Here is a 17570-nt window from a genome sequence, read left to right as displayed (position 1 = left end):
TTCAGAGATTGGCATCAACCATGCCGTGACGAACCGCCAACAGTGTCAGTTCTACATCGCTGCTGATCGAAAGCTTCTCGAAAATGCGGTAACGGTAGGTATTCACGGTTTTCGGTGACAGACAGAGTTTGTCGGAGATGATCTGGACCTTTTGGCAACCGACAATCATCAGGGCGATCTGGATCTCGCGCTCGGACAATGCGTCGAAAGGTGAATCATTGGTTGGCTGGAACGACTTGATCGCCAGTTGCTGGGCAATCTGCGGGCTGATGTAGCGCTGGCCGGCAAATACCAGGCGAATCGCCTGGACCATCTCCGGCAAACCGGCGCCCTTGGTCAGGTAACCCGCCGCCCCAGCTTGCAGCAAGCGGGTCGGAAACGGGTCTTCTTCGCACACAGTGACCGCGACGACTTTGATGTCCGGGTGACTGCGCAGCAGTTTTCGCGTGGCTTCAAGACCGCCGATCCCGGGCATCTTGACGTCCATCAGAACCACATCGGGTTTCAACTCACGCGCCTTGAGCAGGGATTCCTCTCCCGACTCGGCCTGACCGACTACTTGCAGGCCATCGATGTCAGCCAGCATTCGTGTAATGCCTGTACGAACGAGATCATGGTCATCGACTACTAGCACCCTAATCAAGCAGACACCTCGCGATATGGTCGTATTGAGTTGCCGGACACCTTAGCAAAAAGCGACAGGCAGACCTAGCGGAAAGCGGCATATAAAAAGTTTCAATTCGTCTTTCAGGGCTTGCCATCCGTGTGTTTCAGCGAAGAGCAGGCCCCGACATCACGCTGCATTCTGAGGAAACACTCATCCTCGCCGACCACCTCCAGGCCTTTGCGCCGATAAATTGCCTGCGCCGGATTGTTTTTGAATACGGTCAGGCGCAATGCAGGTTTTCGCTCGGCGCGGGCCTTGGCCAGAACCTGATCGATCACCCAGGAACCGGCGCCCTGCCCGCGAAAGGCTTCGCTGATTTGCAATTCGCGGATGTACAACGCCTTGGCATCACGACTCAGGCTGACGAATCCGCTGCAGAGGTCGCCCTGCATGATCATCCAGTTTTCGCGCCCCGCCCAAGCGACATCGAAAGCTTCGTCCTGCCAGAGCAAATCGTACTGAATGTAATAGCGCAGCATGTTTTGACAGGTCAGGTCGCGTGCGAATCCCAGGTCCGAAGAAGTCGCCGGCCGTAATGCGTAAGTCATGCAGAGCCCCGAAACAGTGACCGATTCGGCCGAGCCCCGAGTGTGTCACAACCCTGCGAGCACTCAAGCGATAGAAATTGCCGCGCGGCGCCGATAGCATTTTCTGATTGAATCCGCCTGCCGCCCTCTAGTAAGCTCGGCGCATTCATCGGAGACAGACCATGTCCAACACCCTCTCACAGCTTCGTACCGTCAGCGCCCTGCGCTCGGTGGCGGCTGCCCGGGTGAATGACGTTTGTGCTCCGGTCAGCTTTTATTTTGGGTATTGGTTTAGCCACTGGCGCGCCTGATACCCACACGGCGCCCACTTTAAACGGGTCGCCACCAGAGAATTCTCAACCCCCGGTCGGCTTCCCGACCGGGGGTTTTGTTTTTTCAGCCGTACAAAAATTCAGCGACACCTACCAGACAACTTGAGGATTTACCCAATGAACTACGCCACTTATTACCGTCACGACAGTTTTTCCGCCTGGCGATTTACCAGCCTCCGCTCGGGACAGCCTGCCGCCTCCGATCGGTCACCCACAGGTGGCAAGCACACACACGCAGCCAATCCGGCCAATTGTCGAACACCCCAGTAGGGCCGAGCACGCGGGAATGAACCCGCCGCCAGCCCAGGAATTTGCATATGAACTCGTCCGTCTCCGCTTTGCCACTGTCCACCTTGAGCCCGGCCAATGAAGCACTGACCTTGCGTCTGCCCAGCTCATTGCAGCTCAAACAGCAATTACCCCTCAACACTGCCCTGACCCAGCAAGTCGCCGCGCACCGCCAAGCCGTTCGCGCGATTCTCAACGGTGAAGACTCCCGTTTGCTGGTAATCGTCGGCCCTTGTTCGATCCACGACCCGCAGTCCGCACTGGAATACGCCGCCAACCTCGCCCGACTGGCCGCTGAGGTCAGCGACGAAATGCTGCTGGTGATGCGCGCCTACGTCGAAAAACCCCGCACAACGGTTGGCTGGAAAGGCCTGGCCTACGATCCGCACCTCGATGGCAGCGACGACATGGCCGCCGGCCTTACCCTGTCGCGGGAACTGATGCGCGAAATGCTCCAGCTCGGTTTGCCAATTGCCACCGAATTGCTGCAGCCCATGGCCGCCGGGTACTTCGACGATTTGCTGAGCTGGGTTGCCATTGGCGCACGAACCACCGAATCGCAGATTCACCGCGAGATGGCCAGCGGCTTGAGCATGCCGGTCGGTTTCAAGAATGGCACCGACGGTGGCGTCACCGTCGCCAGCGACGCCATGCGTTCAGCGGCCCATCCGCACCGGCATTTCGGCGTGGACAGCCAAGGGCATCCGGCGATCATTCAAACCCCAGGCAACCCCGACACCCATCTGGTGCTGCGCGGCGGCCATCACGGCCCCAACTACGACCGCGACAGCGTCGCCCGGATCAACCACGACCTGACCAAACTGAAAATTCCAGCACGGATCATGGTCGACTGCAGCCACGCCAACAGCGGTAAAAACCCGCTGCGCCAGCCTGAGGTGTTCAACGATGTCCTCGAACAACGCTTGCACGGTGATCGCTCGCTGATCGGCATGATGATCGAAAGCCACCTGTTCGAAGGCTGCCAGCCGTTGAGCCCGTCGTTGCAGTACGGCGTATCGGTGACCGACGGTTGCCTGGGCTGGATCGGCACCGAGCAGTTGCTGCGCGAGGCCGCCCAGCGATTGCGCGCACAAAAGCGTTAACTGACGCCGCTTCCAGTCTTCAATTGGAGACTGGAAGCGGCTGCAACCCAGCAATCGCTCAGCCTTGCACCTGTACCAGAGCCGCTTCCGAAACCTGCGTCATGTCATCCAGGCGTTCAATCGAATAGCTGACTCGTACCGACGAGCCCTGATGCTCTCGCCAGAACCGATAGGGAACGACAAACACCAGCGGCTCGCCGGCCATCTCTTGTGAGATATCGCGCTCGTCGCGGTGACTGAAATGGCTGCCGTCGATTTTCAGGTAGACCAACTCGCCCTCCTCGGTCTTCGGATCGTCAATCACGATGGTCACGCCATCAATCGAGTCTTGCAGGTCCAGCCAGCCTTCCTCGGCTTCCAGTATCACCGGAGCCAGCAGCGGCGCGCGTTGCAGCGGCCCGATAGACAATTGCGTCGGCTCCGAGTAATGCGGCGCCTGGCCGTGTTGTTCAATGCAATACCTGATCGTCACCGACTTACCCAGGACCGGCGCAATGAACTCGGGATTGACCCAGAACGACAGCGCCTGGCCAACGGCGAACGCTTCGATTTTCAGGCGGTCGCTGAAACTGGTCTGTGGCGTCGCGCCTTCCCAAAAGAGTACAGCGCGATCTCCCGCCGCCATCCGCGCATACGGTCGAATCGTCACCCGCGCACCTTCAGTCACCCGGTCCGGATCGAGCGTGCCGCTGACCGCATCATTGATCACAATCGGCAGCAACCCGCTGGGCGTATCGCCCACGTTCAACTGCAAACGCCGGGACTGCACCGACTCGGGCAGGCAGCGGCTGGTGAGCGTGTAGTAAACCTCCAGAGAACCGCCATCAATTGCGCCAAGGTGCTGACCGGCGACGGAAAAAATCACCTCCCGGCCCACTTGGCGCTGGCTGACAAAATGCGTCGCCTCGTGTTGATAAGCCAGGCCTTCGGCGTCCAGCCCCGACCAGTGCAGCACCAATCTGTCACCGCTGGCCATGCCCGGATAAGGCAGGACCCTGACAATGGCTTTTTTAAGCGCCGGATCAAGGACCTGGTTTTCAGCTTTCTGTACCTGTGGAGCTGCCAGCCTTCCTGCTTGTGCTTCAAGTGTGCTCATTCATCTACTCCAGTCCTTGGTATACGTGCCGTCCCGCAGGGCGGCATCGAACGAGGCCCATTTAAGCTCAACGTTTTGCTGGCGGATGTCAGGGGATCGCTCTACGGAGGCCAGGCAAATGCTGTCCGTTCGGTAGGCCACTGGTGCGAATTCCGTTTATCCACGCAAAAAGATGTCGAAATGTTCCGAAACAGGCTTCACCCAGATCGGAAACGTCATACCTTTTCTATTCCGTTTTCCTGCAATCACCGCGGCTTTTTCGTACATCGCCTACCCGCTGGAGTGTTTTAGAGTGGCCGTCTGCTCACCTCCCTGAACTTCTGCGAAAAAGGTACGAACATGCAACGGAATGCGACAACTCAACACCCAATCCTTCTGGTACATGGTCTTTTTGGCTTCGACCGTATCGGCAAAGTCGAATTGTTCCAGGACGTCAAGCAAGCCCTGCGCAGCCACGGCGCCAGGGTCTTCGTCCCACACCTGTCGGCTACCCATAGCAACGAGGTACGCGGCGAACAGTTGTTGGCGCAGATCGATCGCGTTTTACAAGGAACCGGCGCACGTCAGGTCAACCTGATTGGCCACAGCCAAGGTGCATTGGCCGCCCGTTACGCCGCAGCCATCGCGCCAGATTGCGTGGCGTCGGTGACCTCCGTCAGCGGCCCGAACCACGGTTCGGAACTGGCGGACTCATTGCGCATGGCGCTTAAGCCTGGGCGTTTACCGGAGAAGGTGGCCAAGCAGATCGCAACGTTATTTGCAGACTTTCTGTCGCTGCTCAGCGGCAACCATCAGATGCCGCAAAACGCCGTGGCCGCGCTCAACGCGCTGACCACCGAAGGCGTCGGTGCCTTCAATGACAAATACCCGCAAGGCCTGCCGAAAACCTGGGGCGGCAAGGGTAAAGAGCTGGTCAATGGTGTGCGTTATTACTCGTGGAGCGGCATTTTGCCGGAATCGATTATTGATGAAGGCCTCGGTGCTTTCGACCCGGCCCACGCATTCCTGCGGGCCTTTTCCGAATACTTCACCACCGAAGCCGGGCAAAACGACGGGCTGGTCGGTCGCTTCAGCTCGCACTTGGGCAAGGTGATTCGTTCGGATTATCCGATGGACCATCTGGACAGCCTGATGCACACGCCGGGACGTAGCCGCAAAGGCGTCGACCCGATCGAGCTGTATCTGCTGCATGCCGAGCGTCTTAGAAAAGTCGGGCTCTGATCCGGCGCCCCGGTTTGCTCCGCTGGCCAGCTTCGGATGGAACTTTGAGAAGAAATAGACCACTGAATCCGGTAGGCTCCGCACTTTACTGAACATTGACTGGAGAATTTCCCATGCCTAAAGCCACTGCCCGTCACATCCTCGTTGCCAGCGAAGACAAGTGCAACGAACTGAAAACGCAAATCGAAGGTGGCGCTGATTTCGCCGAAGTTGCCAAGGCCAACTCCACTTGCCCATCCAGCCGTCAGGGCGGTGATCTGGGTTCGTTCGGTCCAGGCCAGATGGTCAAGGAATTCGACACCGTGGTTTTCAGCGCGCCAATCAACGTCGTGCAAGGCCCGGTTAAAACCCAGTTCGGTTATCACCTGCTGGAAGTGACCAGCCGCCAGGACTGATCTGACGCTTGAGTTTTGTGCACAGCGGCCCGCCTTTTGGTGGGCCGTTGTGTTTGCGATGCGTGATTCGGCTGGCGAGGGACGCGCCGCTAGCGTACAAATTGTGCTTATCGATCACCCGGCTCTAAGGCTGACAATGCGACTGGCTTTCCCTACTTTGATATTCACTGCCGCGGCCCTGCTATTGAGCGCCGTTGGTGTGAATGCAGCACCGCAACATGCATTGACCGTGTACGGCGAACCGGCGAAATATCCTGCCGGCTTCAGTCACTTTGCCTACACCAATCCGCAGGCGCCCAAGGGCGGCACCATGCGCCGCTCCGCAATCGAGATCGGTCACTTCGATCACATCCTTCCTTATATAGACAAAGGCATCGGCGTTAACCAGATCGATGGTTTGCTCTATTCGCCGCTGGCCCAGCGATCCCAGGACGAGCCCTACACGGTGTACGGCCTGGTGGCGCAGCAGATCGAGCGCTCCGAAGATGGCTTGTCGCTGCGTTTCTACCTGAATCCAAAAGCGCGTTTCGCCGATGGCAAGCCGATCACCGCTGAAGACGTGCGTTACACCTTCGACCTGCTGATGACCCAGGGCAGCCTGCGCTATCGCACGCAATTCGCCGACGTCAAAGAAGTGGTAATCGAGTCGCCGCTGGTGGTCCGTTTCGACTTCAAAAGCAACGAAAACCGCACCCTGCCGCTCGACGTCGCGACGTTGCCGGTGTTCCCCGAGCATTGGTGGAAAACCCGCGATTTCGCCAGTGGCGGCGGTTACGAGCCGCCGTTGGGCAGCGGCCCTTATCGTGTTGGCAAGGTCGATTCCGGGCGCAGCATTACCTTTGAGCGCAATGCCGACTGGTGGGGCAAAGACCTGCCGGTCAGCCGTGGCTTGTACAACTTCGATCACTTCAGCATCGAGTATTTCGGCGATACCGACGTCGCCCGCCAAGTGCTGCGCGGCGGCGCCTACGACTACAACCGCGAATTTTCCGCGACCGGTTATTCGATTGGCTATGAAGGACCGGCGCTCAGCGACGGTCGCTTGCGCAAGGCGCATCTGGCGACCGACGCGCCGCAAGCCGCCCAAGGCTTTGTGTTCAATCTGCAAAACCCGCTGTTCGAAGACCGCCGCGTGCGCCAGGCGCTGGCGATGCTCTGGGACTTCGAATGGAGCAACCGGCAGATGATGCGCAACTTGTACATCCGCCAGCAGAGCTTCTTCTCCAACACCGACCTCGCCGCGCGGAAACTGCCGGACGAGGCCGAGTTAAAAATTCTTGAACCGCTGCGCGGGCAGGTTCCTGACGAAGTGTTTACTAAAGTTTTCGAAGCACCGAAAACCGATGGCAGCGGGGTGATTCGTGACAAACAGTTGCAGGCGCTGGAGCTGCTCGAACAGGCCGGCTGGAAACCCGACGGCGATCAACTGGTGAATGCCCAAGGCAAGCCGCTAAGTTTCACCTTCCTCACCAGCCAGAACGGCCTCGACCGCTTGCTCCTGCCGTACAAACGCACGCTGAAACAGATCGGCATCGACCTGAACATCCGCCGCATCGACTCCTCGCAATACGTCAACCGCCTGATGTCACGCGACTACGACATGATCATCACCGGCTACCCGGTCACCACCTCCCCCGGCAGCGAACTGGTGAATTATTTTGGTTCTTCGTCGGCCAACGATCCCGGCGCCAACAACTACATGGTGCTCAAGGACCCGGCTGTCGACAGCTTGATCAACGGCCTGATTCGCGCCGACACCCAGGCCGACATGCTGCATTACGCCCACGCGCTGGACCGGGTGTTGCAATGGAATTACTACTGGATTCCGAACTATTACCCGCCGGGCAGTTCGACCGTGTGGTGGAACCGTTTCGGTATTCCCAACGTGCAAGCGAGCAATGACGAAGCCATCGAAAGTTGGTGGCAAGTGAGTTCGACGCCGCTGACCAACGAGCAGATGACCGCCGAATTGATCAAACGCGGGCAATCCGGAGGGGCGCACTGATGTGGGCTTACATACTGCGGCGTTTGCTGCTGATCATTCCGACGCTGGTGATCATTCTGTTGGTCAACTTTGTGATCGTCCAAGCGGCGCCCGGTGGTCCGGTGGAACAGGCGATTGCGCACCTGCAAGGCATCGGCGGCGCCAGTGTCGGCGGCGGTTCGGGCGAGACCCTGCACGGCAATTCGCGCGCCAGTCGCGGGTTGGACCCGCAGTTGATCAAAGAAATCGAAAAACAGTACGGCTTCGATAAACCGGCCCCGGAACGCCTGTGGCTGATGCTCAAAAGCTATGCGCAACTGGACTTCGGCAAGAGCTTTTTCCGCGGCGCGACGGTGACTGACCTGATCCTCGAAAAAATGCCAGTGACCATTTCCCTTGGGCTCTGGGCGACGCTGATCACTTATCTGGTGTCGATCCCGCTGGGCATCCGCAAAGCGGTGCACCACGGCAGCCATTTCGACATCTGGAGCAGCACCGCGATCATCATTGGCTACGCGATGCCGGCATTCCTCTTTGCGATGTTTTTGATCGTAGTCTTCGCCGGCGGCACGTCGCTGAACTGGTTCCCGGTGCGCGGTCTGGTGTCGGACAATTTCGAATCGCTGTCGACCGTGGGCAAAATCGCCGACTACTTCTGGCATTTGGTATTGCCGGTCACGGCGCTGGTGATCGGCGGCTTCGCGACGTTGACCATCCTCACCAAAAACTCCTTCCTCAATGAAATCACCCGCCAGTACGTAGTCACCGCGCGTGCCAAAGGCTTGAGCGAGCGCCGCGTGCTCTACGGCCACGTGTTTCGCAACGCGATGTTGCTGGTGGTTTCGGGCATCCCGCAGGCATTTATCAGCGTGTTTTTTGCCGGTTCGCTATTGATCGAAGTGATCTTCTCCCTCGACGGCCTCGGCCGCATGAGTTACGAAGCGGCGGTATCGCGGGACTATCCCGTGGTGTTCGGTTCGTTGTTCATCTTCACGTTGTTCGGACTGCTGATAAAACTGGTCGGCGACCTCTGCTACACGCTGGTCGACCCACGCATCGACTTCGCCGCGAGGAACGCCTGATGTTCAAGCTCTCGCCGCTGGGCCGACGCCGTTTCGAACGTTTCAAGAAAAACCGCCGCGGCTGGTGGTCGCTGTGGCTGTTTATCGGCCTGTTCCTGCTGACCCTCGGCGGCGAACTGATTGCCAACGACAAGCCGTTGATCGTCAGTTATCAGGACTCGCTGTACTTCCCGGCGTTCAAGCGCCACACAGAACAGGAATTCGGCGGGCAACTGCCGTTCCAGGCCGATTACCGCAGCGATTACGTGCAGAAGCTGATCAAGCAGGATGGCGGCTGGCTGCTGTTTCCGCCGATCCCGTTCAGTGACGACACGCCGAACTATGACCTCAACAAACCGGCTCCGAGCCCACCGTCGGAGGTCAACTGGCTGGGCACCGACGACCAGGCGCGCGACGTGCTGGCGCGGGTTATTTTCGGTGCGCGGGTGTCGATTCTGTTTGCGCTGATGCTGACGTTTGTCAGTGCGCTGATCGGCATCGCCGCCGGTGCGCTGCAAGGTTATTACGGCGGCTGGGTGGATTTGCTCGGGCAGCGTTTGCTCGAAGTCTGGTCGGGGCTGCCGGTGCTTTATCTGCTGATCATCCTCTCGGGTTTCGTCGAACCGAATTTCTGGTGGTTGCTGGGGATCATGGCGCTGTTTTCCTGGTTGGCGCTGGTCGATGTGGTGCGCGCCGAGTTCTTGCGCGGACGCAACCTGGAATACGTCAAAGCCGCACGCGCGCTCGGCCTCAGCGACCGGAAAGTGATCGTCCGGCACATCCTGCCCAACGCGATGAACGCGACCCTGAGTTATCTGCCGTTCATTTTGACCGGGGCGATATCGACGCTGACGGCGCTGGATTTCCTCGGTTTCGGCATGCCGGCCGGCAGCGCTTCGCTGGGCGAACTGATCGCCCAGGGCAAGCAAAACCTGCAAGCGCCGTGGCTGGGACTGACCGCATTTTTCACCCTGGCGCTGATTCTTTCTTTATTAGTGTTCATCGGCGAGGCGTTGCGTGACGCCTTCGACCCAAGATCATGAAGCGGACACTGGACATGACTGAAAACCTCATCGAAATCCGTGACCTCAACGTCGCCTTCAGCGGCCAGACCGTGGTGCGTAACCTGTGCCTGGACATCCGCCCCGGCGAGTGCCTGGCGCTGGTCGGCGAGTCGGGGTCGGGAAAATCGGTGACCGCGCATTCGATCCTGCAACTGCTGCCCGAAGAAGGCACCGTGACCACTGGCAGCATTCGTTATCGCGGTCAGGAACTGGTCGGCGCCGATGCCAAGGTCTTGCGTCAGTTGCGCGGCGACCGCATCGCGATGATTTTCCAGGAGCCGATGACCTCGCTGAATCCGCTGCACAGCATCGAAAAGCAGATCGGCGAAACCTTGCTGGTGCACAAGGGCCTGGCGGGCAAAGCGGCGCAGGCGCGGATTCTCGAGTTGCTTGGACTGGTCGGCATTCAACATCCCAAGGAACGTCTCAAGGCGTATCCGCATCAGTTGTCCGGCGGCCAACGGCAACGGGTGATGATCGCCATGGCTTTGGCTTGCGAACCGGAATTGCTGATCGCCGACGAGCCAACCACCGCGCTCGACGTCACGGTGCAACGCAAAATTCTGCTGCTGCTCAAATCCCTGCAACAACGCCTCGGCATGTCGCTGTTATTGATCAGCCACGACCTCAATCTGGTGCGCAGCATCGCCCAGCGGGTGTGCGTGATGAAGGCCGGGGAAATTGTCGAGCAAGCACCGTGCGAAACGCTGTTTACCGAGCCGAAACATCCTTACAGCTGCGTGCTGCTCAACGCCGAACCGGAGGGTGAAGCGCTGCCGCGCGATGAGCGCGAGAACGTGCTGGAGGTCGACGACTTGCGAGTCAAATTCGCCATGGGCGGCGGTTTGTTTCAGCGCAAGACCTATTTGCACGCGGTGGATGGCATCAGCCTCAACGTGCAGCGCGGCAAGACCTTGGGCATCGTCGGTGAGTCCGGTTCGGGCAAGTCGACGCTGGGTCAGGCGATCCTGCGGTTGCTCGATTCCGAAGGCAGCATTCGCTTTCAGGGCGAGGCGCTGGACGGTTTGACGCAAAAGCAGCTGCGACCGTGGCGCAAGAAAATGCAGGTGGTGTTCCAGGATCCTTTCGGCAGTTTGAGCCCGCGCATGTCGGTGGCGCAGATCATCAGCGAAGGCCTGGAAGTGCACAGCCAGTTGAGCGCCGAACAGTGCAAGGCTGAAGTGATTCGCGCACTTGAGGAGGTCGGCCTCGACCCGCAGAGTCGCCATCGTTACCCGCACGAGTTTTCCGGTGGCCAGCGCCAACGCATCGCCATCGCCCGCGCGCTGGTGCTGAAACCGGCGCTGATCCTGCTCGACGAGCCGACCTCGGCGCTCGACCGCACGGTGCAAAAACAAGTGGTCGCCCTGCTCCGCGATCTGCAGGAAAAGCATGGGCTGACCTACCTGTTTATCAGCCACGACCTGGCGGTGGTGCGCGCGCTGGCGCACGACATGATCGTGATCAAGGACGGCAAAGTCGTCGAAAGCGGCGCCAGCCATGACGTGTTCGATGCGCCGCAGCATCCGTACACCAAGGAACTGCTGGCGGCGGCGCATTTGGTGTAAGGCCTTGTAACCGAGGTGCGGCCATCGCGAGCAGGCTCGCTCCCACAGGGGATCTGTGGCGTTCACAAATCCAATGTGGGAGCGAGCTTGCTCGCGATAGCGCCCTGAAAACCACCACACATTCCGGACCTGACCAACATGAACACCAGCGAAAGCCTCAAGGACTACCAGCGCGTTCGTCTGCTGGCGATCCGTTCGTTGTTCGAGATCATCGAGCAGTCGAGCGAAGGCACGGTGATTGTCGACCGCGACGCCAACATCGTCTGGATGAACGAGCGCTACGCCCGGCGTTTTGGTCTGGAGTCCGCGGAAGTGGCAATCGGCAAATCCTGTGAAAGCGTGATCCCCGGCAGTTTGTTGCGCGAAGTGGTGCGCACCGGCCGGCCGATCCTGCTGGACATGCAGGACACGCCCAAGGAACCGTTGATTGTGATGCGCCTGCCGATCCACGACGATGCCGGCGCGGTGATTGGCGCTATCGGTTTTGCCCTGTTCGATGAATTACGCAGCCTGTCGCCGATGCTCAAGCGCTACCTGAGCATGCAGGAAGAACTGGCCTCGACCCGTTCGCTGCTGCGTGCGCGCCAGACCAAATACAACTTTGCCCATTTCATCGGCACCAGCGCCGCCAGCCTTGAGGTCAAGCGCCGTGCCCGACGCAGTGCCAGCACCGAATCGCCGGTGTTGTTGCTCGGCGAAACCGGCACCGGTAAAGAGCTGTTGGCACAGGCGATTCACGGCGCCTCGCCGCGCGCGCACAAGGCGTTTGTCAGCATCAACAGCGCGGCGATTCCCGAGGCGTTGCTGGAAGCGGAATTCTTCGGCACCGCCCCCGGCGCGTTCACCGGCGCGGATCGCAAGGGCCGGGTCGGCAAACTGCAAATCGCCCAGGGCGGCACGTTGTTTCTCGATGAAATCGGTGACATGCCGTTGCCGCTGCAAAGCAAACTGCTGCGGGTGTTGCAGGAAAAAGAGTTCGAACCGGTGGGTTCCAACGAAGTGATCCAGAGCGATGTGCGGGTGATTGCGGCGACGTCTACTGACCTCGAAGCGGCGATCAAGCGCGGCGAGTTTCGTGCGGATTTGTATTACCGGCTCAACGTATTGCCGATCCAGGTGCCGCCGCTGCGCGATCGTCTGGACGATATTCCGGCGCTCAGCGAAGCGATTCTTGAAGAACTGCGCAGTCAGCATGAATTGAACCGCGAAGCGCTGGAATTGCTCGGCCAGCATGCCTGGCCGGGGAATATTCGCGAACTGCGCAATGTGCTGGAGCGCGCGGCGCTGTTGAGTGATGACTTGGTGCTGACAGCGACGGATATGCGAGGGGCGATTGGCACGTTTACGCCGGTTGAGCGTGTGGCGAATTCGGTGGTTGAGCCGGTGGTTCTCGAAACGTTTAGCCAGGCGCGGGAGCGGTTTGATCGGCAGTTGATCGAGACGGCGCTGGCGCAGTGTGGCGGCAAAGTGGTTGAAGCGGCGGCACGATTGGGGCTGGGGCGGTCGACGTTGTACAAGAAAATGGTGGCGTTGGGGATTGCTGAGTCTCTTTGAAGAGATATAAATCTCTGTTCGTAGACAAGGACCCTTCGCGGGCAAGCCTCGCTCCTACAAGGGCGGCGCTGTACCTGTAGGAGCAAGGCTTGCCCGCGAAGGCGTCCTCACCAACAAAGTAAATCTCAAAACCGAGACAAATTTCAAAATACGCCTCCCATCATAAAATATTCTCTTTATATTTCAACACCTTAACCATCTGGCACGATTCCCGCTAAAGCCCTTTCCCACAAGCATCACCCTACAAAAATAACAATCCAGGAGAGACACACCCATGAGTGTGATCATTGCCTTGGCAGCGCTGACGCTGCTGATGCTGGCTGCCTACCGTGGCTACAGCGTTATCCTTTTTGCTCCGATTGCCGCCCTCGGTGCGGTGCTGCTCACCGATCCATCCGCCGTCGCGCCCGCGTTTACCGGGGTGTTCATGGACAAGATGGTCGGTTTCATCAAACTGTATTTCCCGGTATTCCTGCTCGGCGCGGTGTTCGGCAAGTTGATCGAGTTGTCGGGTTTCTCGCGGTCGATTGTTGCGGCGGCCATCCGTTTGCTCGGCACGCGGCAAGCGATGCTGGTGATTGTGCTGGTCTGCGCGCTGCTGACGTACGGCGGCGTTTCGCTGTTTGTGGTGGTGTTTGCGGTGTACCCGTTTGCCGCCGAGATGTTCCGCCAGAGCAATATCCCCAAACGCCTGATCCCGGCGACCATCGCCCTCGGCGCGTTTTCCTTCACCATGGACGCCCTGCCCGGCACTCCACAAATCCAGAACATCATCCCCAGTACCTTCTTCAACACCACCGCGTGGGCGGCGCCGTGGCTGGGGCTGATCGGGACGATCTTCGTGTTCTGCGCCGGCATGCTGTTTCTGCAACGCCAACGCAACAAGGCCCAGCGTGCCGGTGAAGGGTATGGCACCGAACTGCGCAACGAACCGGAAACCGCTGCCGACATCAAGCTGCCCAATCCGTGGATCGCGCTGTCGCCGCTGTTGGCGGTGGGCATCATGAACCTGCTGTTCACCCACTGGATTCCGCAGTGGTACGGCAAGACCCACAGCCTGTCGTTGCCCGGCATGGCGACGCCGGTCACCACTGAAATCGCCAAACTCACCGCGATCTGGGCGGTGCAAGCGGCGCTGCTGGTCGGCATCCTCATGGTGTTGGCGTTTGGTTTTCAGGCGATCCGCAGCAAGCTGGCCGAGGGCAGCAAAAGTGCGGTCAGCGGCGCGCTGCTGGCGGCGATGAACACCGCGTCAGAATACGGCTTTGGCGCGGTGATCGCGTCCTTGCCGGGGTTCCTGGTGCTGGCCGACTGGCTGAAGAACATTCCCAATCCGCTGGTCAATGAAGCGATCACCGTGACCCTGCTGGCCGGCATCACCGGTTCGGCGTCGGGCGGCATGAGCATTGCGCTGGCGGCGATGGCCAATGATTTTATTGCCGCAGCGCACGCGGCGGATATTCCGCTGGAAGTGCTGCACCGCGTGGCGGCGATGGCCAGCGGCGGCATGGACACCCTGCCGCACAACGGCGCGGTGATTACTCTGCTCGCGGTCACCGGGCTGACGCACCGCGAAGCTTACAAAGACATTTTCTGTATTACGCTGATCAAGACCCTGGCGGTTTTTGTGGTGATCGGTACTTTCTACGCCACTGGCATTGTGTGAGGTATTCATGACGACTCTGACAGGCAAGACCGCATTGGTCACCGGTTCCACCAGCGGCATCGGCCTGGGCATTGCCCTGAGCCTGGCCAAGGCTGGGGCCAACGTGGTGCTCAATGGTTTCGGCGACGCGACGGCAGTGATTGCCGAGGTCGGGCAATTCGGCGGCAAGGTCGGCCATCACCCGGCCGACGTCAGCGACCCGCAGCAGATCGCCGAGATGATCGCCTACGCCGAGCGCGAGTTCGGCGGCGTCGACATTCTGGTGAACAACGCCGGCATCCAGCATGTGGCGGCAGTGGAAGATTTTCCGCTGGAGCGCTGGGATTCGATTATCGCGATCAACTTGTCGTCGGTGTTTCACAGCAGCCGTTTGTGCCTGCCGCAGATGCGCGCGAAGAATTGGGGGCGGATCATCAACATCGCCTCGGTGCACGGCCAGGTTGGCTCGGTGGGCAAAGCGGCGTATGTCGCGGCCAAGCATGGGGTGATCGGACTGACCAAAGTGGTCGGCCTCGAAACCGCGACCACGCAGGTGACGTGCAATGCGATTTGTCCGGGTTGGGTGCTGACACCGCTGGTGCAAAAGCAGATTGATGACCGCGCCGCCAAAGGCATCGACCCGCAGCAGGCGCAGCACGATTTGCTCGCCGAGAAGCAGCCGTCGCTGGAGTTCGTCACACCGCCGCAACTCGGCGAACTGGTGCTGTTCCTGTGCAGCGAGGCCGGCAGCCAGGTGCGTGGCGCGGCGTGGAATATTGATGGCGGGTGGTTGGCGCAGTAACCAGGCACCAAACCCTGAATGCGTGAGGTTTCCTGTGACAAGCAGCAGATAAGCAAAAAGAGGCAAGCCATGTCCGACATCTTGTGGCAACCCGGCGCCGAGCGCATCGGCAAGACCCGCATGGAGGCGTTTCGGCGCTTCATCAATCAGCGGCATCAACTCGACATCGCCGACTACCCTGCCCTGCATCAATGGTCGATTGATCAGCGCGAAGCCTTCTGGCAAGCCATCGCCGATTTCTTCGACATTCGTTTTCACCAGCAAGCCGACGCGGTGCTTCGCGAAGGCTCGCACATGCCCAGCGCCGAGTGGTTCCCCGGCGCGACCCTGAACTTTGCCGAGCACTTGCTGCGCCGGCGCGACGATGCGGTTGCGGTGGTCGCTATCGCCGAAAACGGTCAGCGCGATCAACTGACCTGGGCTGAACTGGCCAGCCACGTCGGCGGTTTACAAAACAGCCTGAAAGCCGCCGGCGTCGGCCTCGGTGATCGAGTCGCCGCGTGCATGCCCAACACCTGGCAAACCCTGGTGGCGATGCTCGCGACCACCAGCCTCGGGGCAATCTGGTCCTGTTCGTCGCCGGACTTTGGCACCCAAGGGGTGATCGACCGTTTTGGCCAGATCGAGCCGAAAGTGCTGATCACGTGCGCCGGTTATCGTTATGCCGGCAAGGACATTGACCAGACAGCCAAACTCAACGAAATCCTTGAACGCCTGCCGACGTTGCAGCAGTTGATCATCGTCCCGTACGCGCGGCCGCAGGCACGTTGCGAGGATTTTCACACCGAGGCCAACGTGACGCTGTGGGAGGATTTCTATGCCGTCGGCGGCGAGCCGGATTTCGTCGCGGTGCCGTTTGCGCATCCGCTGTACATCCTGTATTCCAGCGGCACTACCGGTGTGCCGAAGTGCATCATCCACAGCAGCGGCGGCGTGTTGTTGCAGCACGTCAAGGAACACGGTTTGCACTGCGACCTCGGCCCCGGCAGCCGCTTGTTCTACTACACAACGTGCGGCTGGATGATGTGGAACTGGCTGGTCTCGGCGCTGGCGGTGGGCAGCGCGGTGGTGCTGTACGACGGCTCACCGTTTCATCCCGGCCCAGAGCGTTTGCTCGACTTGATCGACGACGAACGCATCAACGTTTTTGGCACCAGTCCGAAGTTTTTGGCGACGCTGGAAAGCAGTGGCGTGCGACCTCGACAGAGCCATGACCTGAGCAGTCTGCAAACCCTGCTGTGCACGGGTTCGGCGCTGTCGCCGCAGAGTTATGACTTCGTCTACCGCGACTTCAAAAGCGACGTGTGCCTGGCCTCGATGTCTGGCGGCACCGACATCGTTTCGTGTTTCGTCAACGGCAATCCCCTGTCCGCCGTGCGCCGCAGCGAGATGATGGGCAAAAGCCTGGGCATGGCGGTCGAGGTGTGGAATGACGCCGGGCAAGCGGTGATCGGCGAGAAAGGTGAATTGGTCTGCACCCGGCACTTTCCGGCGATGCCGATCGGTTTGTGGCACGACCCGGACGGCGAAATACTCCGCGCGTCGTACTTCAGCCAGTTCCCCGGCGTGTGGGCGCAAGGCGATTACGCCGAACAGTTGGCGCACGGCGGGATGATGATTCACGGCCGCTCCGACGCCGTGCTCAACCCCGGCGGCGTGCGCATCGGCACCGCAGAAATCTATCGTCAGGTGGAAAAAATTCCGCAGGTGCTGGACAGCGTCGCAATCGGCCAGCAATGGCGGGATGACGTGCGCGTGGTGTTGTTTGTCCGGCTCAAGGATGGCGTGCCGCTCGATGAAACGCTGCAACAGCAGATTCGCCAAGTCATCCGCGCCAACACCACGCCCCGGCACGTGCCGGCGAAGATTGTTCAAGTCAGCGATATTCCCCGCACCATCAGCGGCAAGGTGGTGGAGTTGGCGGTACGCAACGTGGTGCACGGGCAAGCGGTGAAAAACACCGATGCGCTGGCCAATCCCGAAGCCCTGGAACAATTCCGCAACCGCCCGGAACTCTCGGACTGAACACCGCCCCGTAGGAGCAAAGCTTGCTCGCGAAAGCTGTCGCACATTCAACATCAATGTCGCCTCACCCACCGCCATCGCGAGCAAGCTCAGCTCCCACAGGGATTTGTGCCGAATGAGGGATTCGCGTGCGGCGCCTAACCAATGTAGGAGCAAAGCTTGCTCGCGATGGCGTCATGTCAACCGACACCAATGCTGACTGACCCACCGCTATCGCGAGCAAGCTCGGCTCCTACAG

General features: G+C 59.8%; 15 protein-coding genes. 12 read left to right on the top strand and 3 right to left on the bottom strand.

Going from position 1 to position 17570, the window contains the following annotated elements; translation table 11 throughout:
- Position 1: 1 nt before the first annotated feature.
- Both uvrY and FBY12_RS03175 read right to left on the bottom strand, forming a co-directional pair.
- On the bottom strand, positions 2–643 hold the full coding sequence (uvrY, locus tag FBY12_RS03180) for a UvrY/SirA/GacA family response regulator transcription factor (protein ID WP_082356623.1): 642 nt from the start codon (positions 641–643) through the stop codon (positions 2–4).
- Positions 644–747: 104 nt separating this feature from the next.
- Complete coding sequence (locus tag FBY12_RS03175) at positions 748–1215, bottom strand: N-acetyltransferase (protein ID WP_145251099.1); 468 nt, start codon at positions 1213–1215, stop codon at positions 748–750.
- Positions 1216–1376: 161 nt separating this feature from the next.
- On the opposite strand from FBY12_RS03175, the gene FBY12_RS27765 reads away from it, so the two are divergent.
- Both FBY12_RS27765 and FBY12_RS03170 read left to right on the top strand, forming a co-directional pair.
- Positions 1377–1505: a hypothetical protein gene (locus FBY12_RS27765; protein ID WP_256663252.1), complete on the top strand. Its 129-nt coding sequence runs from the start codon at positions 1377–1379 to the stop codon at positions 1503–1505.
- A gap of 338 nt (positions 1506–1843) precedes the next feature.
- Entirely contained in the window at positions 1844–2917 is a 1074-nt protein-coding gene (locus FBY12_RS03170; RefSeq protein ID WP_145251096.1) for a 3-deoxy-7-phosphoheptulonate synthase, read from the top strand.
- Between the two features lie 58 nt (positions 2918–2975).
- On the opposite strand, the gene FBY12_RS03165 is transcribed toward FBY12_RS03170, so the two are convergent.
- Positions 2976–4013 carry a hypothetical protein gene (locus FBY12_RS03165; RefSeq protein ID WP_145251093.1) on the bottom strand — a complete coding sequence of 346 codons (1038 nt, stop codon included), beginning with the start codon at positions 4011–4013 and terminating at the stop codon, positions 2976–2978.
- A gap of 339 nt (positions 4014–4352) precedes the next feature.
- Here FBY12_RS03165 and FBY12_RS03160 point away from each other — a divergent pair, with 339 nt between their 5' ends.
- The 10 genes from FBY12_RS03160 to FBY12_RS03115 all read left to right on the top strand — a co-directional run bounded on the left by FBY12_RS03160 (position 4353) and on the right by FBY12_RS03115 (position 17332).
- Entirely contained in the window at positions 4353–5234 is an 882-nt protein-coding gene (locus tag FBY12_RS03160) for a triacylglycerol lipase (RefSeq protein ID WP_092269191.1), read from the top strand.
- A gap of 113 nt (positions 5235–5347) precedes the next feature.
- Positions 5348–5629 (top strand): peptidylprolyl isomerase, encoded by a 282-nt coding sequence (locus tag FBY12_RS03155; protein ID WP_092269195.1) that lies wholly within the window; start codon positions 5348–5350, stop codon positions 5627–5629.
- A gap of 136 nt (positions 5630–5765) precedes the next feature.
- Complete coding sequence (locus FBY12_RS03150; RefSeq protein ID WP_145251090.1) at positions 5766–7634, top strand: extracellular solute-binding protein; 1869 nt, start codon at positions 5766–5768, stop codon at positions 7632–7634.
- On the top strand, positions 7634–8695 hold the full coding sequence (locus tag FBY12_RS03145) for a microcin C ABC transporter permease YejB (protein ID WP_101208747.1): 1062 nt from the start codon (positions 7634–7636) through the stop codon (positions 8693–8695). The genes FBY12_RS03150 and FBY12_RS03145 overlap by 1 nt, the downstream gene beginning before the upstream one ends.
- Positions 8695–9717 (top strand): ABC transporter permease, encoded by a 1023-nt coding sequence (locus tag FBY12_RS03140; protein WP_101208748.1) that lies wholly within the window; start codon positions 8695–8697, stop codon positions 9715–9717. Before FBY12_RS03145 ends, FBY12_RS03140 begins: the two co-directional genes overlap by 1 nt.
- 14 nt (positions 9718–9731) lie before the next feature.
- Positions 9732–11306, top strand: a complete 1575-nt coding sequence (locus FBY12_RS03135; RefSeq protein WP_145251087.1) for an ABC transporter ATP-binding protein — start codon at positions 9732–9734, stop codon at positions 11304–11306.
- Positions 11307–11444: 138 nt separating this feature from the next.
- Positions 11445–12860, top strand: a complete 1416-nt coding sequence (locus FBY12_RS03130; RefSeq protein ID WP_145251084.1) for a sigma-54-dependent Fis family transcriptional regulator — start codon at positions 11445–11447, stop codon at positions 12858–12860.
- 274 nt (positions 12861–13134) lie between these two features.
- Positions 13135–14526 (top strand): GntP family permease, encoded by a 1392-nt coding sequence (locus FBY12_RS03125; RefSeq protein WP_101208753.1) that lies wholly within the window; start codon positions 13135–13137, stop codon positions 14524–14526.
- Positions 14527–14533: 7 nt separating this feature from the next.
- Positions 14534–15307: a 3-hydroxybutyrate dehydrogenase gene (gene hbdH, locus FBY12_RS03120; protein ID WP_101208754.1), complete on the top strand. Its 774-nt coding sequence runs from the start codon at positions 14534–14536 to the stop codon at positions 15305–15307.
- Between the two features lie 69 nt (positions 15308–15376).
- On the top strand, positions 15377–17332 hold the full coding sequence (locus FBY12_RS03115) for an acetoacetate--CoA ligase (protein ID WP_145251081.1): 1956 nt from the start codon (positions 15377–15379) through the stop codon (positions 17330–17332).
- Positions 17333–17570: the final 238 nt, after the last annotated feature.

The sequence above is a fragment of the Pseudomonas sp. SJZ131 genome (assembly GCF_007828705.1).
Taxonomy (GTDB): domain Bacteria; phylum Pseudomonadota; class Gammaproteobacteria; order Pseudomonadales; family Pseudomonadaceae; genus Aquipseudomonas; species Aquipseudomonas prosekii.
The sequence above is the reverse complement of the archived record's forward strand: the minus strand, read 5'-3'. Positions and strand labels throughout refer to the sequence as shown.